17 protein-coding genes are annotated in these 18,544 nt (G+C 63.5%); 9 read left to right on the top strand and 8 right to left on the bottom strand.

What is annotated here, in order from left to right:
• The 8 genes from ACJWXQ_RS11560 to ACJWXQ_RS11595 all read right to left on the bottom strand — a co-directional run.
• The coding region (locus ACJWXQ_RS11560; RefSeq protein ID WP_406672854.1) for a hypothetical protein at positions 1–582 on the bottom strand (582 nt) is incomplete at its 3' end.
• A gap of 117 nt (positions 583–699) precedes the next feature.
• Positions 700–1,440 (bottom strand): YciK family oxidoreductase, encoded by a 741-nt coding sequence (locus ACJWXQ_RS11565; protein WP_406672860.1) that lies wholly within the window; start codon positions 1,438–1,440, stop codon positions 700–702.
• A gap of 31 nt (positions 1,441–1,471) precedes the next feature.
• Positions 1,472–2,293 (bottom strand): squalene/phytoene synthase family protein, encoded by an 822-nt coding sequence (locus ACJWXQ_RS11570; protein WP_406672855.1) that lies wholly within the window; start codon positions 2,291–2,293, stop codon positions 1,472–1,474.
• Positions 2,290–2,985: an HAD family hydrolase gene (locus ACJWXQ_RS11575; RefSeq protein ID WP_406672856.1), complete on the bottom strand. Its 696-nt coding sequence runs from the start codon at positions 2,983–2,985 to the stop codon at positions 2,290–2,292. Before ACJWXQ_RS11575 ends, ACJWXQ_RS11570 begins: the two co-directional genes overlap by 4 nt.
• Positions 2,982–3,698, bottom strand: a complete 717-nt coding sequence (gene ubiG / locus ACJWXQ_RS11580) for a bifunctional 2-polyprenyl-6-hydroxyphenol methylase/3-demethylubiquinol 3-O-methyltransferase UbiG (RefSeq protein WP_346052626.1) — start codon at positions 3,696–3,698, stop codon at positions 2,982–2,984. The genes ACJWXQ_RS11575 and ubiG overlap by 4 nt, the downstream gene beginning before the upstream one ends.
• Complete coding sequence (locus tag ACJWXQ_RS11585) at positions 3,695–5,041, bottom strand: TRZ/ATZ family hydrolase (RefSeq protein WP_346052625.1); 1,347 nt, start codon at positions 5,039–5,041, stop codon at positions 3,695–3,697. Before ACJWXQ_RS11585 ends, ubiG begins: the two co-directional genes overlap by 4 nt.
• Positions 5,038–5,871, bottom strand: a complete 834-nt coding sequence (locus tag ACJWXQ_RS11590) for a mechanosensitive ion channel family protein (protein WP_406672857.1) — start codon at positions 5,869–5,871, stop codon at positions 5,038–5,040. The genes ACJWXQ_RS11585 and ACJWXQ_RS11590 overlap by 4 nt, the downstream gene beginning before the upstream one ends.
• 59 nt (positions 5,872–5,930) lie before the next feature.
• Complete coding sequence (locus ACJWXQ_RS11595) at positions 5,931–6,575, bottom strand: DUF3047 domain-containing protein (RefSeq protein ID WP_346052621.1); 645 nt, start codon at positions 6,573–6,575, stop codon at positions 5,931–5,933.
• Between the two features lie 135 nt (positions 6,576–6,710).
• Here ACJWXQ_RS11595 and mtnA point away from each other — a divergent pair, with 135 nt between their 5' ends.
• The 9 genes from mtnA to ACJWXQ_RS11640 form a co-directional block, all read left to right on the top strand.
• Complete coding sequence (mtnA, locus tag ACJWXQ_RS11600; RefSeq protein ID WP_346052619.1) at positions 6,711–7,745, top strand: S-methyl-5-thioribose-1-phosphate isomerase; 1,035 nt, start codon at positions 6,711–6,713, stop codon at positions 7,743–7,745.
• 139 nt (positions 7,746–7,884) lie between these two features.
• Complete coding sequence (gene gyrA / locus ACJWXQ_RS11605) at positions 7,885–10,461, top strand: DNA gyrase subunit A (RefSeq protein WP_406672858.1); 2,577 nt, start codon at positions 7,885–7,887, stop codon at positions 10,459–10,461.
• Between the two features lie 314 nt (positions 10,462–10,775).
• Complete coding sequence (gene serC / locus ACJWXQ_RS11610) at positions 10,776–11,816, top strand: 3-phosphoserine/phosphohydroxythreonine transaminase (RefSeq protein WP_406672861.1); 1,041 nt, start codon at positions 10,776–10,778, stop codon at positions 11,814–11,816.
• 96 nt (positions 11,817–11,912) lie between these two features.
• A complete protein-coding gene (locus ACJWXQ_RS11615) occupies positions 11,913–13,100 on the top strand; it encodes a phosphoglycerate dehydrogenase (RefSeq protein WP_406672859.1) in 1,188 nt (395 codons plus the stop codon).
• Between the two features lie 73 nt (positions 13,101–13,173).
• Positions 13,174–14,307 carry a histidinol-phosphate transaminase gene (gene hisC, locus ACJWXQ_RS11620; RefSeq protein WP_346052614.1) on the top strand — a complete coding sequence of 378 codons (1,134 nt, stop codon included), beginning with the start codon at positions 13,174–13,176 and terminating at the stop codon, positions 14,305–14,307.
• 14 nt (positions 14,308–14,321) lie between these two features.
• Positions 14,322–15,638 (top strand): 3-phosphoshikimate 1-carboxyvinyltransferase, encoded by a 1,317-nt coding sequence (aroA, locus tag ACJWXQ_RS11625; RefSeq protein ID WP_346052633.1) that lies wholly within the window; start codon positions 14,322–14,324, stop codon positions 15,636–15,638.
• A complete protein-coding gene (gene cmk / locus ACJWXQ_RS11630) occupies positions 15,638–16,330 on the top strand; it encodes a (d)CMP kinase (protein ID WP_374729213.1) in 693 nt (230 codons plus the stop codon). Before aroA ends, cmk begins: the two co-directional genes overlap by 1 nt.
• A 123-nt stretch (positions 16,331–16,453) precedes the next feature.
• On the top strand, positions 16,454–18,184 hold the full coding sequence (gene rpsA, locus ACJWXQ_RS11635; protein ID WP_346052632.1) for a 30S ribosomal protein S1: 1,731 nt from the start codon (positions 16,454–16,456) through the stop codon (positions 18,182–18,184).
• Between the two features lie 101 nt (positions 18,185–18,285).
• A partial coding sequence (locus ACJWXQ_RS11640; RefSeq protein ID WP_406672862.1) for an integration host factor subunit beta occupies positions 18,286–18,544 on the top strand: 259 nt, incomplete at its 3' end.

The following is an 18,544-nucleotide window of genomic DNA, read 5'->3' on the forward strand; positions in this document are numbered from 1 at the left end:
GCCATCCTCCAGCCCCGTGGCAGGTGCGGTGTAGATGGCTCCATCAAGGCTGCTGTACTCCCGGGCCAGACGGCCGGGATTGAAGCGACCGTCAAACTTCAGCACATTGATGTTGATCTCTTCCCGATAATCCACCTCGCCAAGACTGAAGATGTCATTGAGATCATCCCAGTCCTGGTATTGCTCATCGTTGACCTCGGCCTGGGTTTCGGCCTCGAAGCGAATCAGGAGGCGGCTGGGGTCCCAGCAGCCGATAGCCTCGTGGTCGGTGGCATTGGGGAAGCGATCGCGGATGCCGGTCAATTCCGCTACTACCCGCTGGTAGACGTCTTCCGGCGCGATCAGCTCTCCGGTGGCCTGCAGGGCAAGCAGCTCGGCGGTACGGTCACTGCGGGGGGTGGCGGCAGGATCCGCATCATCAAGATCGGCCGGCTCCTCGGCGATGGTGAAGCAATTGATTTCCGCCGGCCAGTACCCCACCTGGGTGGGATTGATGTCATTGCCGTAGTTGCTGTCGAAGCAGCCGGACATCGCCAGGGAAGCCGTGGCCAGCATGATGGTGGACAGCGTTGTGGATTTCATGGGCCCCTCCTCGACAAGGACGCCGGTGGCAAGCAAAGCCGAGTGATGGATTATCTTGTTTAAAATCCTACCCCAGCCTTGAGGTCGGCGCCAAGCGGGGCGTTTTGTCGTGATTGCTTACTGGGCATCAAAGGAGCGCCCTGTGATGCCCCGGCTTTCACCACCGAACAGAAACAGATAAGTGCCCATGATGTCTTCCGGCGTGGGCAGGGTCTGGGGATCCTCGGCCGGGTAGGCATCGGCGCGCATGGCGGTACGGGTTGCGCCGGGGTTGATGGCGTTCACGCGCAGATTTTCCTTGTTCTCCAACTCGTCCGCCAATACTTCCATCAGCCCTTCGGTGCCGAATTTGGAGACGGCGTAGGCGCCCCAGAAGGCACGACCCTTGCGACCGACCCCGCTGGAGGTGAATACCAGGGAGGCATCCTCGGAGGCAATTAACAAAGGCAGACAGGCCTTGGTCATGACGAAGGGGGCGGTCAGGTTCACATGCATGACCTTCTGCCATTCTTCTTCATCGTACTGGTCAATGGGAGAGCGGGGGCCAAGGATACCCGCATTGTGCAGCAGACCATCCAGACGGCCATAGGTCTCGTTGAGCTTGCCGGCCAGCTCCTGATAGTCCTCCAGGTTGGCGCCCAGAAGGTTCATGGGGTAGATGGCGGGCGTGGGACTGCCGGCTTCCACGATGCGATCGTAAACCGCTTCCAGTTTACTCACCGTGCGTCCCAGTAGAATCACGGTGGCCCCGTGGGCAGCAAAGCACTCGGCGGCGGCGCTGCCAATACCGTCACCGGCGCCGGTGACCAGAATGATCCGGTCCTTGAGCAGGTCGGCGGGGGCCTCATAATTTCGCATATTGCGTGGCATGGTATTGCGGTCTCCTGGGCTAATCGGGTTGCTGTTCCAGTCTGAGTTCCTGTCGTGCCGCTCGCCAGGCTCGAAAGAGGGTGGCGAGTCCGCTCCGTTGACGTGCCTGCCAGCGCTTGCCCTGGCAACGGCGGGCATCCTGCATGGCCAGGGCCGCGAGCAGGGCCGGGCCACGCAGGCTTGCGCGCTGCGGGCAGGGCTTGGCGGCGGCGGCAAAGCGTTCCTCTGCCATGGCCAGCACGGGTGTGAGCAGTCTTTCCATCGTGGCCGTGTCCGGTGCTGACCGCAGTATCGATTCGGGGGAGGTTTCCGCCTCCCGTTGCCAGTCCAGGGGAATCCAGATTCGTCCCTGTCGGCGTTCGTTCTCGAAGTCGCTTACCGTTCCTGCCAGTGCATGTGCCAGGCCGAGATCGCGGGCCGCGGCCAGTGTATCGTCATGGACGGCGCCGGCCAGCCTTGCCGAGCATACGGCCAAGGCACCCTGATCGCGCCAGGCGTGCAGCAGCAGCTCGTCGGCATCATTGTAACCCCGGCCCTCCAGCCGCATCAGCAGGCCTTCCAGAATTTCCCCCAGCTCGCCTCCGTCCAATCGGGAAGGCGCTTCGGGCTGCGCACTGATCAGCGCCTGGCTGGCCGGATGTTGGCCCTGCCCGTCCAGCAGTCGGCTCAGCTCATCCCGCCACCAGGCCAGTTTGACCCGGGCCAATGACTCGTCGCTGACCGAAAACACCCCGTGGCGGATTTCCCCGACCAGGGCATGGAGGCGCTGCAAGGATTCTCGATCCGAGCCTGGGAGGAAGGCACTGATCAACTGTAGATCGGGAGACAGCATTTCAGTCATGCCGGGGTGCCTGCGCTCCCAGCGGCCTCAAGCAGTCGTTGGGCCAGCCAGGCCTGCAGATCCACCGGCCGCTCGCAGACGGCAAGACCACCCCAGTCGCTGGGATCGACATCAGCCGGCAGGTAGCCCCAGCCGGCGACTACGGGGAGCATGCCGGCAGCCACCGCCGCTTCAATGTCCCGTGGCGCATCGCCCACGTAAACGCAATCCGCTGCCGGCAGCCGGAGGGATTGGGCGGCATGGAGAAGGGGATCCGGCCAGGGTTTGGCTCGGCTTATCGTGTCGCCACTGACCACGCAGGCGGCTTCCGGTTCGATCGCCATCGCTTCCAGCAGGGGGCGGGTCAGCCAATCGGGCTTGTTGGTGACAATCCCCCAGGGCAGTTGCTGTCCATGGAGCCACCACAGCAGTTCATTCATGCCCTCGAACAGGCGGGTTTCCTCGGCAATGCGATCGATGTAGAGCTGGAGCAGGCGGGCACGCAGTTCATCAAAGCCCGGCTCACCCCGATCAATATCAAAGCCCAGTCGCAGCAGCCCCCGGGCACCGTCGGAGGCGATCGGTCGAATCCTGTCCGCCGGCAACGGCCGACGGCCTTCCTGGTGCAAGAGTTGATTGAGGGCACCACCCAGATCGGCAGCGGTGTCCGCCAGTGTGCCATCCAGGTCCAGCAGCAGGGCGCGAAAACTCATTCGGGTTTCTCGAAGTGCATGAAGTAATTGACATCCACATTCCCGCCCATGTGGTAGTCACCGAGCAGGGGATTGTAGTGCAGGCCGGTACTGTCACGGTGTTGCAGTCCCGCGGCGGTGGCCCAGCGGCGAAGTTCCGAGGGCCGCACCAGCTTGTCGTATTCATGGGTGCCGCGAGGCAGCATGTTGAGCACGTATTCGGCACCGACGATGGCCATCAGCCAGGCCTTGGGGGTGCGGTTGATGGTCGAGAAGACTGCCTGGCCACCGGGGCGCAGCAGTCTGGCACAGGCCGCCACCACCGAGGCCGGTTCGGGTACATGCTCGATCATTTCCAGACAGGTCACGATGTCGTATTCGCCCGGCCGCTCCTCGGCGTGCTCTTCCACGCTGCGGCGCAGATACTCCACCTTCAGGCCCGATTCCAGCAGATGCAGATCGGCCACTGACAGGGCCGTGCTGCCCAGGTCGATACCGGTTACCTCGGCCCCCTCGGCCGCCAGTCCCTCGGACAGCAAGCCGCCGCCGCAGCCCACATCCAGGACCCGCCGGCCCTGAACGCCACCGCAGCGTCGCACGATGTATTCCACCCGCAGGGGATTGATCTGGTGGAGCGTTCGAAACTCACCCTCCGGGTCCCACCAGCGACTGGCGGTCGCTTCAAACTTGCCGATCTCGGCGGGGTCCACATTCTGCCGGCGTGTCTCGGTCATGCCTGTTGTTCCTTGTATTCGCCGTGGGCCTTCTCGAGGCGGCGCCCCCACTCGCGGCTGCGCTCCCGCAGTTCCATTTCATCAATGGCGGTGAGGCGGCCATCCTGAAGCAAGCGCCGGCCGGCCACCCAGACATCACTGACCTGATCGCGGCTGGCGGCATAAACCAATTGAGAAACGGGATTGTAAACCGGCTGGGTGGCCATCGGGCTGAGATCGATGGCAGTCAGATCGGCCCACTTGCCGGCTTCAATGGATCCAATCTCGTTTTCCAGGCCCAGGGCCCGGGCACCGCCCAGGGTGGCCATGCGCAGTACGCGGCTGGCGGGCAGGGCGGCCGCATCGTCGGCCACCGCCTTGGCCAGCATGGCGGCGGTGCGCATCTCGCCAATCATGTCCAGGTCATTGTTGCTGGCGGCACCGTCCGTGCCCAGGGCCAGGTTGATACCGGCCGCGTCCAGACGGGCCACCGGGCAGAAGCCGCTGGCCAGTTTGAGATTGGATTCCGGGCAGTGCAGCACCGAAGCGCCGTTCTCCGCTACACGCCCGATCTCATCGTCGGTAAGCTGCGTCATGTGGACCGCCATCAGCGAGGGATTGAGCAGTCCCAGTCGTTCCAGTCGGGCCAGGGGCCGCTCGCCCTGTTCCCGCTCCGCATCCGCCACTTCCGCGGCAGTCTCATGGACATGCATGTGAACCGGGGCATCCAGTTCGTCGGCGTAACCCCGCAGACGTTCCAGACTGTCGTCGGAAACCGTATAGGGCGCATGGGGGGCGAAACAGAAGGACAGCAGGGGGTCGGACTTGAAGGTATCGCGGACTTCCAGCCCCTTGCTCAGATATTCCGCCGGATTGGCCGCCCAGGCACTGGGGAATTCGATCACGATCATGCCCAGCGAGGCCCGCAGGCCCAGCCGGCTGGCACTGCGGGCGACGATGTCCGGGAAGAAGTACATGTCGTTGAAACAGGTAGTGCCACCCCGAATCATCTCGGCCATGGCCAGCTCGCTGCCATCGCGGACGAATTCCGGGCCCACGAAGTGACCTTCGGCCGGCCAGATGTGATCATTGAGCCAGGTCATCAGGGGCAGGTCGTCGGCATAGCCCCTGAGCAGGCTCATGGCCGCATGGGTATGGGCGTTGACGAAGCCGGGGGTGAGCATATGGTCCGGCAGGCGGACGGTTTCTTCCCCCTGGAACTGCTCATGCGCCTGTGAGCGCGGCAGCAGCGCCTTGATTCGACCATCGGCGATGGCCACGCAGTGATCTTTCAGGATCACGCCCTCGGGCTCCACCGGCACGATCCAGCCCGCTTCGATCAGCAAGTCCACGGTCTCGCTCATGATCCGGGCTTCTCCTCGTAGAGATGGACATCCCGCTGCGGGTAGGGGATGGTGATGCCGCGCTCATCGAATTGCTTCTTGATGTTTTCCAGCAGATCGCTGCGGGCATCCCAGAAGGGGTCCAGGTCGGTCCAGACCTTGACCCAGAGGTCGATGCTGCTGTCAGCCATTTCACCCACCCAGATAATGGGCGGCGGGTCCTGGTGCAGGCGCGAGTCCGCGCTGATGACCTCGTGGATGATGCGCTTGGCCTCGGCGATGTCGTCGTCGTAGCTGATGCCCACGGTCACATCGATGCGGCGACGGTCGCGGGCCGAATAGTTGGTAATTACATCCCCGTAGATACGGCTGTTGGGGATGATGATTTCCTGGTTGGTGGTGGTCCGGATCTTGGTATGAAAGATCCCGACCGTTTCCACAACACCCATCTGGCCACCGGCTTCCACAAAGTCGCCGCTCTTGAAGGGGCGGTAGCCCATGAGCATGGCGCCGGCGGCAAAGTTGGACAGGGAGTCACGCATGGCCAGGCCAATGGCCAGGGTGGCGGCGCCGAGAATGGCGACCAGGGAGGTGACCTGCACCCCGAGATGGGTAAGGGCGGCGATCAGGGCGATGACGGTGATCACCGCACCGGCGATGGTGCCCCCGAACTGGGCCAGTGTCGGGTCCATATGGGCCCGGGTCAGTGCTTTTTCCAATTGCCGGCCCATGATGCGGGCGATCCACCGCCCGACAATGAAAATCAGCAGGGCGACGGCAATCCGGCCGGTCCAGGCCAGAAGCAGTTCGATCAGGTCGGGGCGGGAGATGACATCGACGATATCGTCCATGCTTGGACTCCTGATTTTTTATTGCTGTGGAAGGGCGCCACTATAACATCGGCCCGTCTTTAGTCGTCCGCCTCCGCCGGCAGCAGACGAATGCCGCCGAACCAGGCTTCGTTACTTGTGTCCAGATCATCGCAGTCACTCATCAGGCCGATGGCGTCGATGGTCTCAATCTCCCTGTCGTGGAAACGGGCGAAATCCTCTCGGATATTGCGCCGCTCGGTGACCCACTGGCCTGCCTTCTCCTCACCGGATTGCAGCGCCACCATCTTGACCTGATCGGCATAGGCGCTGGGCCAGCTTTCGCCCTGGTCCTTGCCGCTGGCCCAGACCCAGTTGACCGCACGGGTCTGCCAGCGGCGCCAGCCGCCATCGCTGATGGCATAGAGGCGGACCGGATAGTCGTCGCCCTCGCGACTGGATTCGTCGATGTCTTCCCCATAGCTGCCACGGATGCGCCAGGACCACTCGATGATCGGTGTTTCCCGGAGGTCAATTTCCTGTTCCAGGTAGAGGGCCGAGGCGCTGCTCTCACAAAGGGCATGAATGGCCTCGCGATCCTCCATCTCAACCAGACGGTAGGCGGTCTCGCCTTCGAAGACTTCCCTGTCCCAGTCAATGATCTCGGCAGGTGGGAACTCAAGATCCGGTGCGGCCAGTAGCGGGAGGGGGATGAAAACAGTCAGCCATGCCATGCGGCGATTCATGATTGTGATCCCCTGATTACTCTCACCCTGAATGGGACTGCATGGCGCGCTTCTGGTTCGCCGGCGGCCCCGGGCGGTAGAATACGCCCCATCAGCCAGGCCCCCGTTCCGGGGCCGCCCAAACAGGGATTATCAATGTTGAAACCGCTTTTGTGGAAGCCGGAGGAGGGCGTGCTGGAGGTCCTCGACCAGCGCCTGTTGCCGGCCGAAACCCGTTGGCTTCGTTGTGATAGCGCCAGCGCCGTGGCCGAGGCCATTGCCGGCATGGCGGTGCGTGGGGCGCCGGCCATCGGCATCGCCGCCGCCTGGGGCGCGGTGCTGGCCATCCGTTCTGTGGCGGGCCAGGAGGACTGGCGGCAGGGCTTTGACCGGCAGATGGCCGCCTTGGGTGCTGTCCGTCCCACGGCGGTGAACCTGGGCTGGGCGATCAATCGCATGCGGGAATCAGTAGCCGGTGTTGAGCGGGCCGAAGACGCGGTCTCTGCCTGCGAGGCCGAGGCGGCCCGGATCGAGGCCGCCGACCTGGCCGCCAACCGGCGCATTGGTGAGCTGGGCAGTCGCCTGCTGCCCGACGGGGTGACGGTACTCACCCATTGCAACACCGGCGCGCTGGCCACTGGCGGGCACGGCACCGCCCTGGGCATTATCCGCTCGGCCTGGGAGCGGGGCGCCTTGAAAGGGGTGATTGCCACCGAGACCCGCCCCTGGCTTCAGGGCGCGCGGCTCACCAGTTGGGAGCTGGCCGAGGACGGGATTCCGGTGAGTCTGATCGTGGACAGTGCCGCCGCCGCCCTGATGGCGGCCGGGCGGGTGGACGCGGTCATCATCGGCGCCGACCGGATCTCCCGCCAGGGGGATGTGGCCAACAAGATCGGCAGCTATGGCCTGGCCGTGGCTGCCCGCGCCCATGACATCCCCTTTATCGTCGCCGCCCCGAGTAGCACCATCGATCCCCGCCTGGCGCGGGGCGACGATATCGAGATTGAGCATCGGGAGGCGAGCGAGATATGGGCCGCGGCCGGTCTGTCCCGGGCGCCGAAAGGGGTGGAGACGCTCAACCCCGCCTTTGATATCACCCCGGCCGGACTGGTCTCGGCCATCGTGACCGAAAAGGGGATTTGCAGCCCGGCCGAGGGCCAGGGCATGGAGCTGCTGCAGCCGTCCGCCTGAGGGCACTCTCCCGCCCGCGCCTATGGTAAGATTACCGCTTTATGTCCGCCGCCCCGTCAGGGGCCGCGGCGGCCCGGAGGGCCCCGGATGGTCCCTCCGCCTGTCACCGTGTTGATTAACCGGGGAGCCTGCCTGCCCAATGGCTGATATCGCTCGCGAAATCTCGAACGTCAACCTCGAAGACGAAATGCGCCAGTCCTATCTCGATTACGCCATGAGCGTGATCGTGGGGCGCGCCCTGCCGGATGTCCGTGACGGCCTCAAGCCCGTTCACCGCCGGGTTCTCTATGCCCAGAAGGTCCTGGGTAATGACTTCAACAAGTCCTACAAGAAGTCAGCCCGCGTGGTCGGTGACGTCATAGGTAAATACCACCCCCATGGCGACTCGGCCGTCTATGACGCCATCGTGCGCATGGCCCAGCCCTTCTCCATGCGCTACACCCTGGTGGACGGGCAGGGCAACTTCGGCTCCATCGACGGCGACGCGCCGGCCGCCATGCGTTACACCGAAGTGCGCATGGCCAAGATCGCCCATGAATTGCTGGCGGATATCGACAAGGAAACCGTCGACTTCATCCCCAACTACGATGAATCCGAGTGGGAGCCGCAGGTACTTCCCACCAAGCTGCCCAATCTGCTCATCAACGGCTCCTCCGGGATTGCCGTGGGCATGGCCACCAATATCCCGCCCCACAATCTGAGCGAGGTGGTCAGCGGCTGTATTGCCCTGCTGCAGAACCCGGATACCACCATCGACGAATTGATGGAGCACATCCCAGGGCCGGATTTCCCCACCGCCGGGATCATCAATGGTGCCCGGGGTATCCACGAGGCCTACCGCACTGGTCGTGGCCGCATCTATATCCGCGCCCGCACCGAGATCGAGACCGACGAGAAATCCGGCAAGCAGACCATCGTGGTCAACGAGCTGCCTTATCAGGTCAACAAGGCGCGGTTGCTGGAAAAGATCGCCGAGCTGGTCAAGGAAAAGCGCATCGAGGGCATCACCAACCTGCGTGATGAGTCCGACAAGGACGGCATGCGCATGGTGATTGAGCTGCGTCGCGGCGAAGTCGCCGACGTGGTGCTCAACAACCTGTATCAGATGACCCAGATGCAGCAGGTCTTCGGCATCAACATGGTCGCCCTGGTTGACGGTCAGCCGAGGCTGATGAACCTCAAGCAGGTGCTGGATGCCTTCATCCGCCACCGCCGCGAAGTGGTCATCCGCCGCACCATCTTCGATCTGCGCAAGGCCCGTGAGCGGGCCCATGTGTTGGAAGGCCTGGCCGTGGCCCTGGCCAATATCGACCCGGTCATTGAGCTGATCAAGCAATCGCCAGGCCCCGCCGAGGCCAAGGCCGCCCTGGTGGCCAAGCGCTGGCAGCCCGGCATCGTTCTCGACATGCTGGAGCGGGCCGGTGCCGAGGCCTCGCGGCCGGAGGGGCTGGGCAGTGAATTCGGTCTGGTGGACGGCGAGTATCAGCTCACCGAGACCCAGGCCCAGGCCATCCTGGACCTCAAGCTGCATCGTCTCACTGGGCTTGAGCAGGACAAGATCCTCAATGAATACAAGGAATTGCTGGAACGTATTGAGGATCTGCGCGAAATCCTGAACAGTGAAGAGCGCCTGACCCAGGTCATTCGCGAGGAACTGGAAGCCATTCGTGAACAGTATGGCGACCCCCGCCGCACCGAGATCCAGATCGATCACAGCGATCTGTCCATGGAAGATCTCATCAGCGAGGAAGACGTGGTGGTGACTCTCTCCCATGCCGGCTATGTGAAGTCCCAGCCGGTGGACGCCTACCGGGCCCAGCGCCGGGGCGGGCGCGGCAAGGCCGCCACCCAGGTCAAGGATGAAGACTTCATCGACAAGCTCTTCATCGCCAATACCCACGACACCATGCTGTGCTTCTCCAGTCACGGCAAGGTCTACTGGCTGAAGGTCTATCAGATTCCCCAGGCCGGTCGTGGCGCCCGTGGCAAGCCGATCGTCAATCTGCTGCCGCTGGAGCCCAGTGAGCGCATCACCACCGTCTTGCCGGTGCGAGAGTACGATGCCGATCACTTCGTGTTCATGGCCACTCGCAGTGGCGTGGTCAAGAAGACCTCCCTGGAGCAGTTCTCCCGTCCCCGTACCAGCGGCATCATTGCCGTGGGTCTGAAGGACGACGACGCCCTGGTGGGTGCGGCGATCACCGATGGTGGTTCCCACATCATGCTGTTCGGCAGCAATGGCAAGGCCATCCGTTTCAAGGAATCCGATGTCCGCACCATGGGCCGTACGGCCTCGGGCGTGCGTGGCATCAAGCTGCCGGCCGGTAACGAAGTGGTCAGCCTGCAGATCGCCAGTGATGATTGCGATGTGCTCACCGCCACCGAGAACGGTTACGGCAAACGCACGCCGGTCAGTGAATACTCGGTTCAGGGCCGGGGCGGGCAGGGCATCAAGTCCATCCAGACCTCCCAGCGCAATGGCCGGGTGGTAGGTGCCCAGCTCGTCTCCGACGACGACGAGATCATGCTCATCAGCAATGCCGGCACCCTGGTCCGCACCGGCGTCAACGACATCTCCGTGGTCGGCCGCAACACCCAGGGTGTTCGCCTGATCCGCCTCGGTAAGGACGAGAAACTGGTCGGCGTGGAACGCGTCGAGGCCCTGAACGGTGAGGATGAAGAGGGCGATGCAGGGGAAGGCCCGGCCGAAGAGTAATCCTCGGGCGGGGGTTTGCCTTGCGCAGAGACGCAAAGACGCAGAGGAAAACCTTGCTTGATCTGAGGGCACGGCGGGCGCCGTGCTCTGTTTGTTTCTTACCCTTCACTCCTGACCCCTGACCCCTGACCCCTCACAAAGATCAATAGTGCATATAAGCCTTTCAGGCTGGTCCCATGCCGGTTGACTGATGCATCATACTGAGACCTCTGATCCAGTCATCGGTGCCGGGTCGGGTGGTCAAGGGTTCCTTGTTTATTGAGCCGGGAGGCGTCGTGACGCAGCGGGCGTGGAATTTCAGCGCGGGGCCGGCCATGTTGCCGGGGGCGGTGATTGAGCGGATTCAGGAGGAGTTGCCGGACACCAACGGCTCGGGCATGTCGGCCATGGAGATGAGTCACCGGGGGGCGGATTTTCGGCACATCGCCGAGACCGCCGAGGCCGATCTGCGCGAGTTGATGGCGATTCCGGATGACTACCGGGTGCTGTTTCTGCAGGGCGGGGCCACGGCCCTGTTTTCCGTCTTACCGCTGAATCTGGCCAATGGCAGTGGCCGTGCCGACTATGTCCGCACCGGACACTGGTCCAGCAAGGCCATTGCCGAGGGCCGGCGATTCTGTCAGCTACACATTGCGGGCGACAGCGAGGAGAACGAGTACACCCGGGTGCCGGACGACTACGATTTCGACCCCGGTGCCGACTATGTCCATGTAACACCCAATGAAACCATCCACGGACTGCGTTTTCCGGACTTGCCGGACACGGGGGCTGTGCCGGTGGTGGCCGACCTGTCTTCGGCCATTCTCTCCGAGCCCATCAATGTCCGGGATTACGGCCTGATCTATGCCGGGGCGCAGAAGAATATCGGTCCGGCGGGGCTCTGCATTGTCATTGTCCGCGAGGATCTGCTCACCGGCGCCCGCGAGGGCACGCCGGCGCTGATGGACCTCAAGGCCCAGGCCGGGGCCGGCTCCATGCTCAATACGCCGCCCACCTTTGCCTGGTATGTGGCTGGGCTGGTGTTTCAGTGGTTGAAAGCGCAGGGTGGGGTGGAGGCCATGGCCCATCGCAATCGCAAGAAGGCCGAATTGCTTTATGGTGCCATCGACGGGTCGGATTTCTACCGCAACCCGGTGGTACCGGCCTGCCGTTCGCTGATGAACGTGCCGTTTTTCCTGGCCGACTCGGCCTTGGAGGATCGTTTCAAGTCGGAAGCCCGGGATCTCGGCCTGCTGACCCTGGGCGGCCACCGCGCCGTTGGGGGCCTGCGCGCGAGTATCTACAACGCCATGCCGCTGGAAGGTGTCCAGGCCCTGGTGGATTTCATGGCCGACTTCGAGCGGCGCTACGGCTGAGTCGGTTCAAGGTTATCGAGCAAGACTCCGCTGCCGGTCCGGACTCTCCGCGGCTGCAGCGGACCTGGTGGTTTTTATCCGACAGGGTATTGATTCATGATTTTTCGCATCAAGACGTACAACAATATCAACGAAGCCGGTCTTGAGGCCTTTCCCCGCGGCCTTTACGAGGTGGGCAGCAGTATCGAGTCCGAGGATGCGGTTCTGGTCCGCTCAGCAAGGCTGCACGAGCAGCCCCTGTCTCCCAATCTGAAAGCCGTGGCCCGGGCGGGTGCCGGGGTCAACAATATCCCGGTGGATCGGCTTTCCGAGCAGGGAATCCCCGTGTTCAACGCCCCCGGCGCCAATGCCAACGCGGTCAAGGAGCTGGTGATCGCGGGGTTGTTCATGGGCTTTCGCAACATCGCCCCGGCCCTGGAGTTCGTGGAGCGGATCGAAGGCGAGGGAGAGAGCTTCGAGAAGGCGGTGGAAGCGGGCAAGAAACGCTTCGTGGGTCGTGAACTGCCCGGCCGCCGGCTCGGTGTGGTGGGTCTTGGCGCCATCGGTGGGCAGGTGGCCAACGCCGCCCGCTCCCTGGGCATGGAGGTCATCGGCTACGATCCGGGCCTGACCGTGGAGCACGCCTGGCGGCTGGCCTCGGACGTGCGCCAGGCCCGCAGCCTTGACGAATTGCTGGGGGAATCCGATGTGGTCAGCCTGCATGTGCCGCTGATGGACAAGACCCGGGACCTGATCAACGAGCGGCGGATCGCTGTCATGCGGCCCGGGGCCGTGCTGCTGAACTTTGCCCGTGATGGCCTGGTGGATCGGGAGGCGGTGATTGCCTCGGTGGAGTCGGAACATCTCGGCGGATACGTCACGGATTTCCCCCATCCGGACTTGCTGAAGCGGGAAAGGGTGGTGGCGCTGCCGCATCTGGGAGCCTCTACCGGCGAGGCGGAGGCCAATTCCGCGGTAATGGCGGTGCAAAACCTGCGAGATTTCCTCGAGAACGGTAATATACGCCATTCGGTGAATTTCCCGGACGTGGTCATGCCCCGTACCGACGGCGGGCGGCTGGCCGTGGCCAATGCCAATGTCCCCAATATGGTGGGGCAGGTGGGTACCGCCCTGGCCGAGGCCGGCCTCAACATCGTTGATCTGCTCAATCGGTCACAGGGCGAGTTGGCCTACACCCTGGTGGACGTGGATGGCGAGGTGCCCGAGACGGTGGCGGCCGCCATCGAGGCCATCGACGGCGTCCTGAAAGCCAGAAGCATCGCGCCGGTGTCTGCCCGCGGCTGAGAAGGCCGCGGCGCTGCCGCCGGCCTGGTCGTAATCAGAGGTTTTCCTCTCAAATACAGATACTGGAGTGATCATGGCAAGCCAATTCCTGGACAAGGCCCTGCCGGGTGTGCAGAGCCTCAAGCCCTATGAGCCGGGCAAGCCCATCAGCGAGCTGCAGCGTGAACTGGGCCTGGACGATATCGTCAAGCTCGCCTCCAATGAAAACCCCCTGGGGCCCAGCCCCAAGGCCCAGGCCGCCATGCGCGAGGCCCTGGAGGATCTGGCGCTGTATCCCGACGGCAACGGCTTTGATCTCAAGCGGGCGCTGTGCGAAAAGCATGGTGTCAAGCCGGAGCAAATCACCCTTGGTACCGGCTCGGATCATATCCTGGAACTGATTGCCCGCGTCTTCCTGGGGCCGGGCCGCAACGCGGTCTTTTCGAAATACGGCTTTGCCATCTACGCCATCGTCAGTCAGGCCGCCGGTGCCGAGCTGCGGGTGGCCGACGCCCTGCCGGAGGACCACCCGGCGATGCCCTACGGTCATGACCTGGAGGCCATGGCCGGGCAGATCGATGAGAACACCCGCGTGGTCTTCATCGCCAACCCCAACAACCCCACCGGGACCTGGGTGGATCGGGCCACCCTGACTGCCTTCCTGGACAAGGTGCCGGCCGACACCCTGGTGGTGCTGGACGAGGCCTACTACGAGTACGTGGAAGAGGCGGATTATCCGGACGGCCAGACGCTGTTGGCCAATTACCCGAACCTGCTGGTCATGCGGACCTTCTCCAAGGCCTATGGCCTGGCGGGGATCCGGGTGGGCTATGGTCTGGCCAGCGAAGAAATCACCGATCTGCTCAACCGCGTTCGCCTGGCCTTCCATCCCAATACCCTGGGTCAGGTGGCTGCCACCGCGGCCCTGGCTGATCAGGCCCATATCGACAAGTCCATCGCCATGAACCGGGAGGAGCTTGCCAAGATGCAGGCCGGCTTGCGCGAGCGGGGCTTTAAAACCATTCCCTCGGTGTGCAACTTCGTTACCGTGGATACCGGCCGCCCGGGCCGTGAGGTCTTCCAGGACCTGCTGCGCCAGGGCGTGATCGTGCGGCCTCTGGATGGCTACGGCATGCCCACCCATGTGCGCGTCTCGGTGGGCCTCCCGGAAGAGAACGAGCGCTTCTTCCATGCCTTTGATGCGGTCATGGGCAGCGCCACGGCGTGAGCCAGGTTTCCGGCATGGGCTCGGCACAGGGACGTGGATGGCAGCTTGGGGCGGCCGCCGAGATTGGCGGCGTCCTGCAGGTGCCGGGTGACAAGTCCATCTCCCATCGGGCGCTGCTGTTTCTTGCCATCGCCGAAGGCGGTGGCGAGATTCGGGGTTTGCTGGAGGCGAGGGATTGCCTCAATACCCTGGCAGCTCTCCGCGCCCTGGGTGCCCGAATTGATTCTCTGGGGCCCGGCAGCTATCGCGTGGTCGGTCCGGCCGGTGGTGGCCTGCGTGCCCCCGACAAGCCCCTGGATCTGGGCAATTCCGGGACCGGTCTGCGCCTGCTTACCGGTTTGCTGGCGGGCCTGAACCTGCCCGCCAGCCTGACGGGAGATGCCTCCCTGTGCCGCCGGCCCATGGGGCGAATCGTCGATCCGCTCAACGCCATGGGCGCCGCGATCCGGGCCGAGGACGGCCGTCCGCCCCTGCATCTGGCCAGCCATGAGGGATTGCAGGGGATCGACTATGCCATGCCGGTGGCCAGTGCCCAGGTCAAATCCGCCATCCTGTTGGCGGGGTTGCATGCCCGGGGCGAGACCCGGGTCCGCGAGCCGGCGCCCACCCGGGATCACAGCGAGCGCATGCTGGCCGGTCTGGGTGCCGATATCGAATGGGGGCAGGGCGAGGTACGCCTGCGGCCCGGTGGTCTGCGCGGCCAGGATATCGATGTGCCGGCAGATTTTTCCTCGGCGGCCTTCTTCGTGGCCCTGGCCGCCGCCCGGCCGGGGGCGGAAATATGCTTGCGCCAGGTCGGCATCAACCCCACTCGCGATGGGCTCCTGCGCCTGCTGAAACGGATGGGGGCCGCTGTCGGTCTGGAGAACCAGCGATTGGTCGGCGGAGAGCCGGTGGCTGACATCCGGGTGACCGGGCAGCCGCTTGAAGCCATTACCGTCAGTGCCGAGGAAGTGGCCCTGGCGGTGGACGAGATTCCCGCCTTGATGATTGCCGCCGCCCGCGCCCGGGGCACGACCCATGTGGAGGGCGCGGCCGAGCTGCGGGTCAAGGAAAGTGATCGCATCGCCGCCATGGCCGAAGGCCTGCAGGCCATGGGTTTGTCGGTGGAGACCCGGCCCGATGGCCTGTCGGTCACCGGTGGTCCGATTCGGGGCGGCCGGATCGCCTCCCGGGGCGATCACCGTATTGCCATGAGCTTCGCCATGCTGGGCGCCTTGCTGCCCGCCGGCGAGCAACTGCGGATCGATGATGTGGACAATGTGGCCACTTCTTTCCCCGATTTCATTGCCCGCTGCAAGGCAGTGGGGGTCAATATTCAGGAGTCATGATGGTGAATAGCGAGTCGTCCGACATTCCGGTGGTGACCATTGACGGGCCCAGCGGTGTCGGCAAGGGAACAACCGCTTCACTGCTGGCCCAGGCGCTGGACTGGCATCTTCTGGACAGCGGCGCCCTTTATCGCCTGCTGGCCCTGTCGGCCATGCGCGCCGGTGTGGCACCCGAGGAGGAAGCCCGCCTGGAAACCATGGCCCAGAGCCTGGCGGTGCGTTTCGAGGCCGGCGAGGGCGAGCAGCGGGTGCTGCTTGCCGGCGAGGATGTGAGCCGGGAAATCCGGACCGAGGATTGCGGCACCATGGCCTCGCGGATCGCCGCTGTGCCCGGCGCGCGTCGCGGCCTGGTCAAGCTCCAGAAGGACTTTCGACAGGCGCCGGGGCTAGTGGCCGATGGCCGTGACATGGGGACCACCATCTTCCCGGACGCCCCGCTCAAGATATTTTTGACCGCAAGCCCCGCGGAAAGGGCCCTGAGACGTCATAAGCAGTTGAAAGAGAAGGGGATTGATGCTAACGTTGGTGAGCTTGAAGTTGCGATTGCGGAGCGGGATCGGCGCGATGCCGAGCGCTCCACCTCGCCGCTCAAGCCGGCGGACGATGCGGTGCGCATCGACACCACCGAATTGAGCATCAACCAGGTGCTTGATCGCGTGCTTTCGCTGGTCAAGGAAAGGCTGGACGGCTAGGCCCCAAAAGGGCGGATGCCGGCCATCACATCCGGGCAGGCCAGGGGCCTGACCGGTTTTTTCGTTGCAGGACGGATCAGACAGGAGGTCGGATCCGATCAATCAAACCCCGGCATGGGCGGGATGGCCCGTGACGGACAACAGAAGCTGCCCGAGAGGGCACGGGAAGATAACCACATGTCAGAAAGTTTTGCCGAACTGTTTGAACAGAGCATCGCCGCGGAGCAGATGCAGCCCGGTTCCATCATCCACGCCAAGGTGGTTGAGATCCGGGATGATTTCGTCATCGTCAATGCGGGGCTGAAGTCCGAGGGTGTGATCCCGGTCAGCCAGTTCCGTAATGAAGAGGGCGAGCTGGAAGTCAGCGAAGGTGATGAAGTCGAAGTGGCCCTCGACGCTGTCGAGGATGGCTTTGGCGAGACCCGCCTGTCCCGGGAAAAGGCCAAGCGTGCCCGCACCTGGACCAAGCTGGAAGCCGCTTACGACGCCGGCGAGATTGTCCACGGCCACCTCAGTGGCAAGGTCAAGGGCGGTTTCACCGTCGACCTGGACAACATCCGCGCGTTCCTCCCCGGGTCCCTGGTGGACGTACGCCCCGTGCGCGACCCCACCTACCTGGAAGGCAAGGAACTGGAATTCAAGGTCATCAAGCTCGATCGTCGCCGCAACAACGTGGTGGTGTCCCGCCGCGCGGTGGTCGAAGAAGAGTACAAGGAAGAACGCGACAAGCTGCTGGAAGAACTGCAGGAAGGCCTGGTCACCAAGGGTATCGTCAAGAACCTCACCGACTACGGTGCCTTCGTGGACCTGGGCGGTATCGACGGCCTGCTCCACATCACCGACATGGCCTGGCGCCGCGTGAACCATCCCTCCGAGGTGGTCAACGTGGGCGACGAGATCGAGGTCAAGGTGCTCAAGTTCGACCGTGAGCGCATGCGCGTGTCCCTGGGCCTCAAACAGCTCGGCGAGGATCCGTGGATTCAGATCGCCCACCGTTATCCGGTTGGTGCCCGCATCTTCGGCAAGGTGACCAACCTGGCCGATTACGGTTCCTTCGTGGAAATCGAGGAAGGTGTGGAAGGTCTGGTGCACGTGTCCGAAATGGACTGGACCAACAAGAACATCAACCCCGGCAAGATCTGCCAGGTGGGCGATGAAGTCGAGGTCATGGTGCTGGATATCGACGAAGAGCGTCGCCGCATCTCCCTCGGCATGAAGCAGTGCCAGCCCAACCCGTGGGACGAGTTCGCCGCCACCCACAACAAGGGCGACAAGATCACCGGCAAGATCAAGTCCATCACGGACTTTGGTATCTTCGTTGGCCTGGAAGGCGGCATCGACGGCCTGGTTCACCTCTCCGACATCTCCTGGGATCAGACCGGCGAGGAAGCCATTCGCGACTTCAAGAAGGGCGACGAAGTGGAAGCCGTTGTGCTTTCCGTCGACCCCGAGCGCGAGCGGATTTCTCTCGGCGTCAAGCAGATGGACAAGGACCCGCTGGGTGCTTTCCTGGCCGAGTATCCCAAGGGCAGCATGATCAAGGGCAAGGTCCGCGAAGTGGACGCCAAGGGTGCCGTGATCGATCTGCCGGAAGAGCAGGAAGGTTATCTGCGTGCTTCCGAGCTGTCCCGCGAGAAAGTGGAAGACGCCCGCAGTGTGCTCAACGAGGGTGATGATATCGAAGCCCGCATCGTCGGCATCGATCGCAAGACCCGCGTGATCAGCCTGTCGGTCAAGGCCAAGGATGAGCAGGAAGAGCGCAAGGCGGTCAAGCAGTACTCCGACAGCAGCCAGGGCACCGGTGGTACCACCAGCCTCGGCGACCTGCTGAAAGAGCAGCTTGAAAACAAGTAATCTTTCGGGATGAAGGTATAGGCTTTCCCGGCGTCTGGCCCAGGCCAGGCGTCGGGGAAGTTTTCCTTGGAAAGGGGTAGGGGACCACCAAGATGAACAAGATTACCAAGTCCGAGCTCATCGAAGTTCTCTCTGGGCGATTGGGGCATTTGCCGGCCAAGGACGTGGAACTGGCGGTCAAGACCATACTTGAGCAAATGAGTAATTCCCTATCCAGCGGCCGTCGAATCGAGATTCGCGGATTCGGCAGCTTCTCCCTTCACTACCGGCCACCTCGCATGGGGCGTAACCCCAAGACCGGTGAGTCGGTGGCCCTGTCCGGCAAGTATGTGCCCCATTTCAAGCCGGGCAAGGACCTCC

Source organism: Natronospira sp., assembly GCF_007134575.1.
Taxonomy (GTDB): domain Bacteria; phylum Pseudomonadota; class Gammaproteobacteria; order Natronospirales; family Natronospiraceae; genus Natronospira; species Natronospira elongata.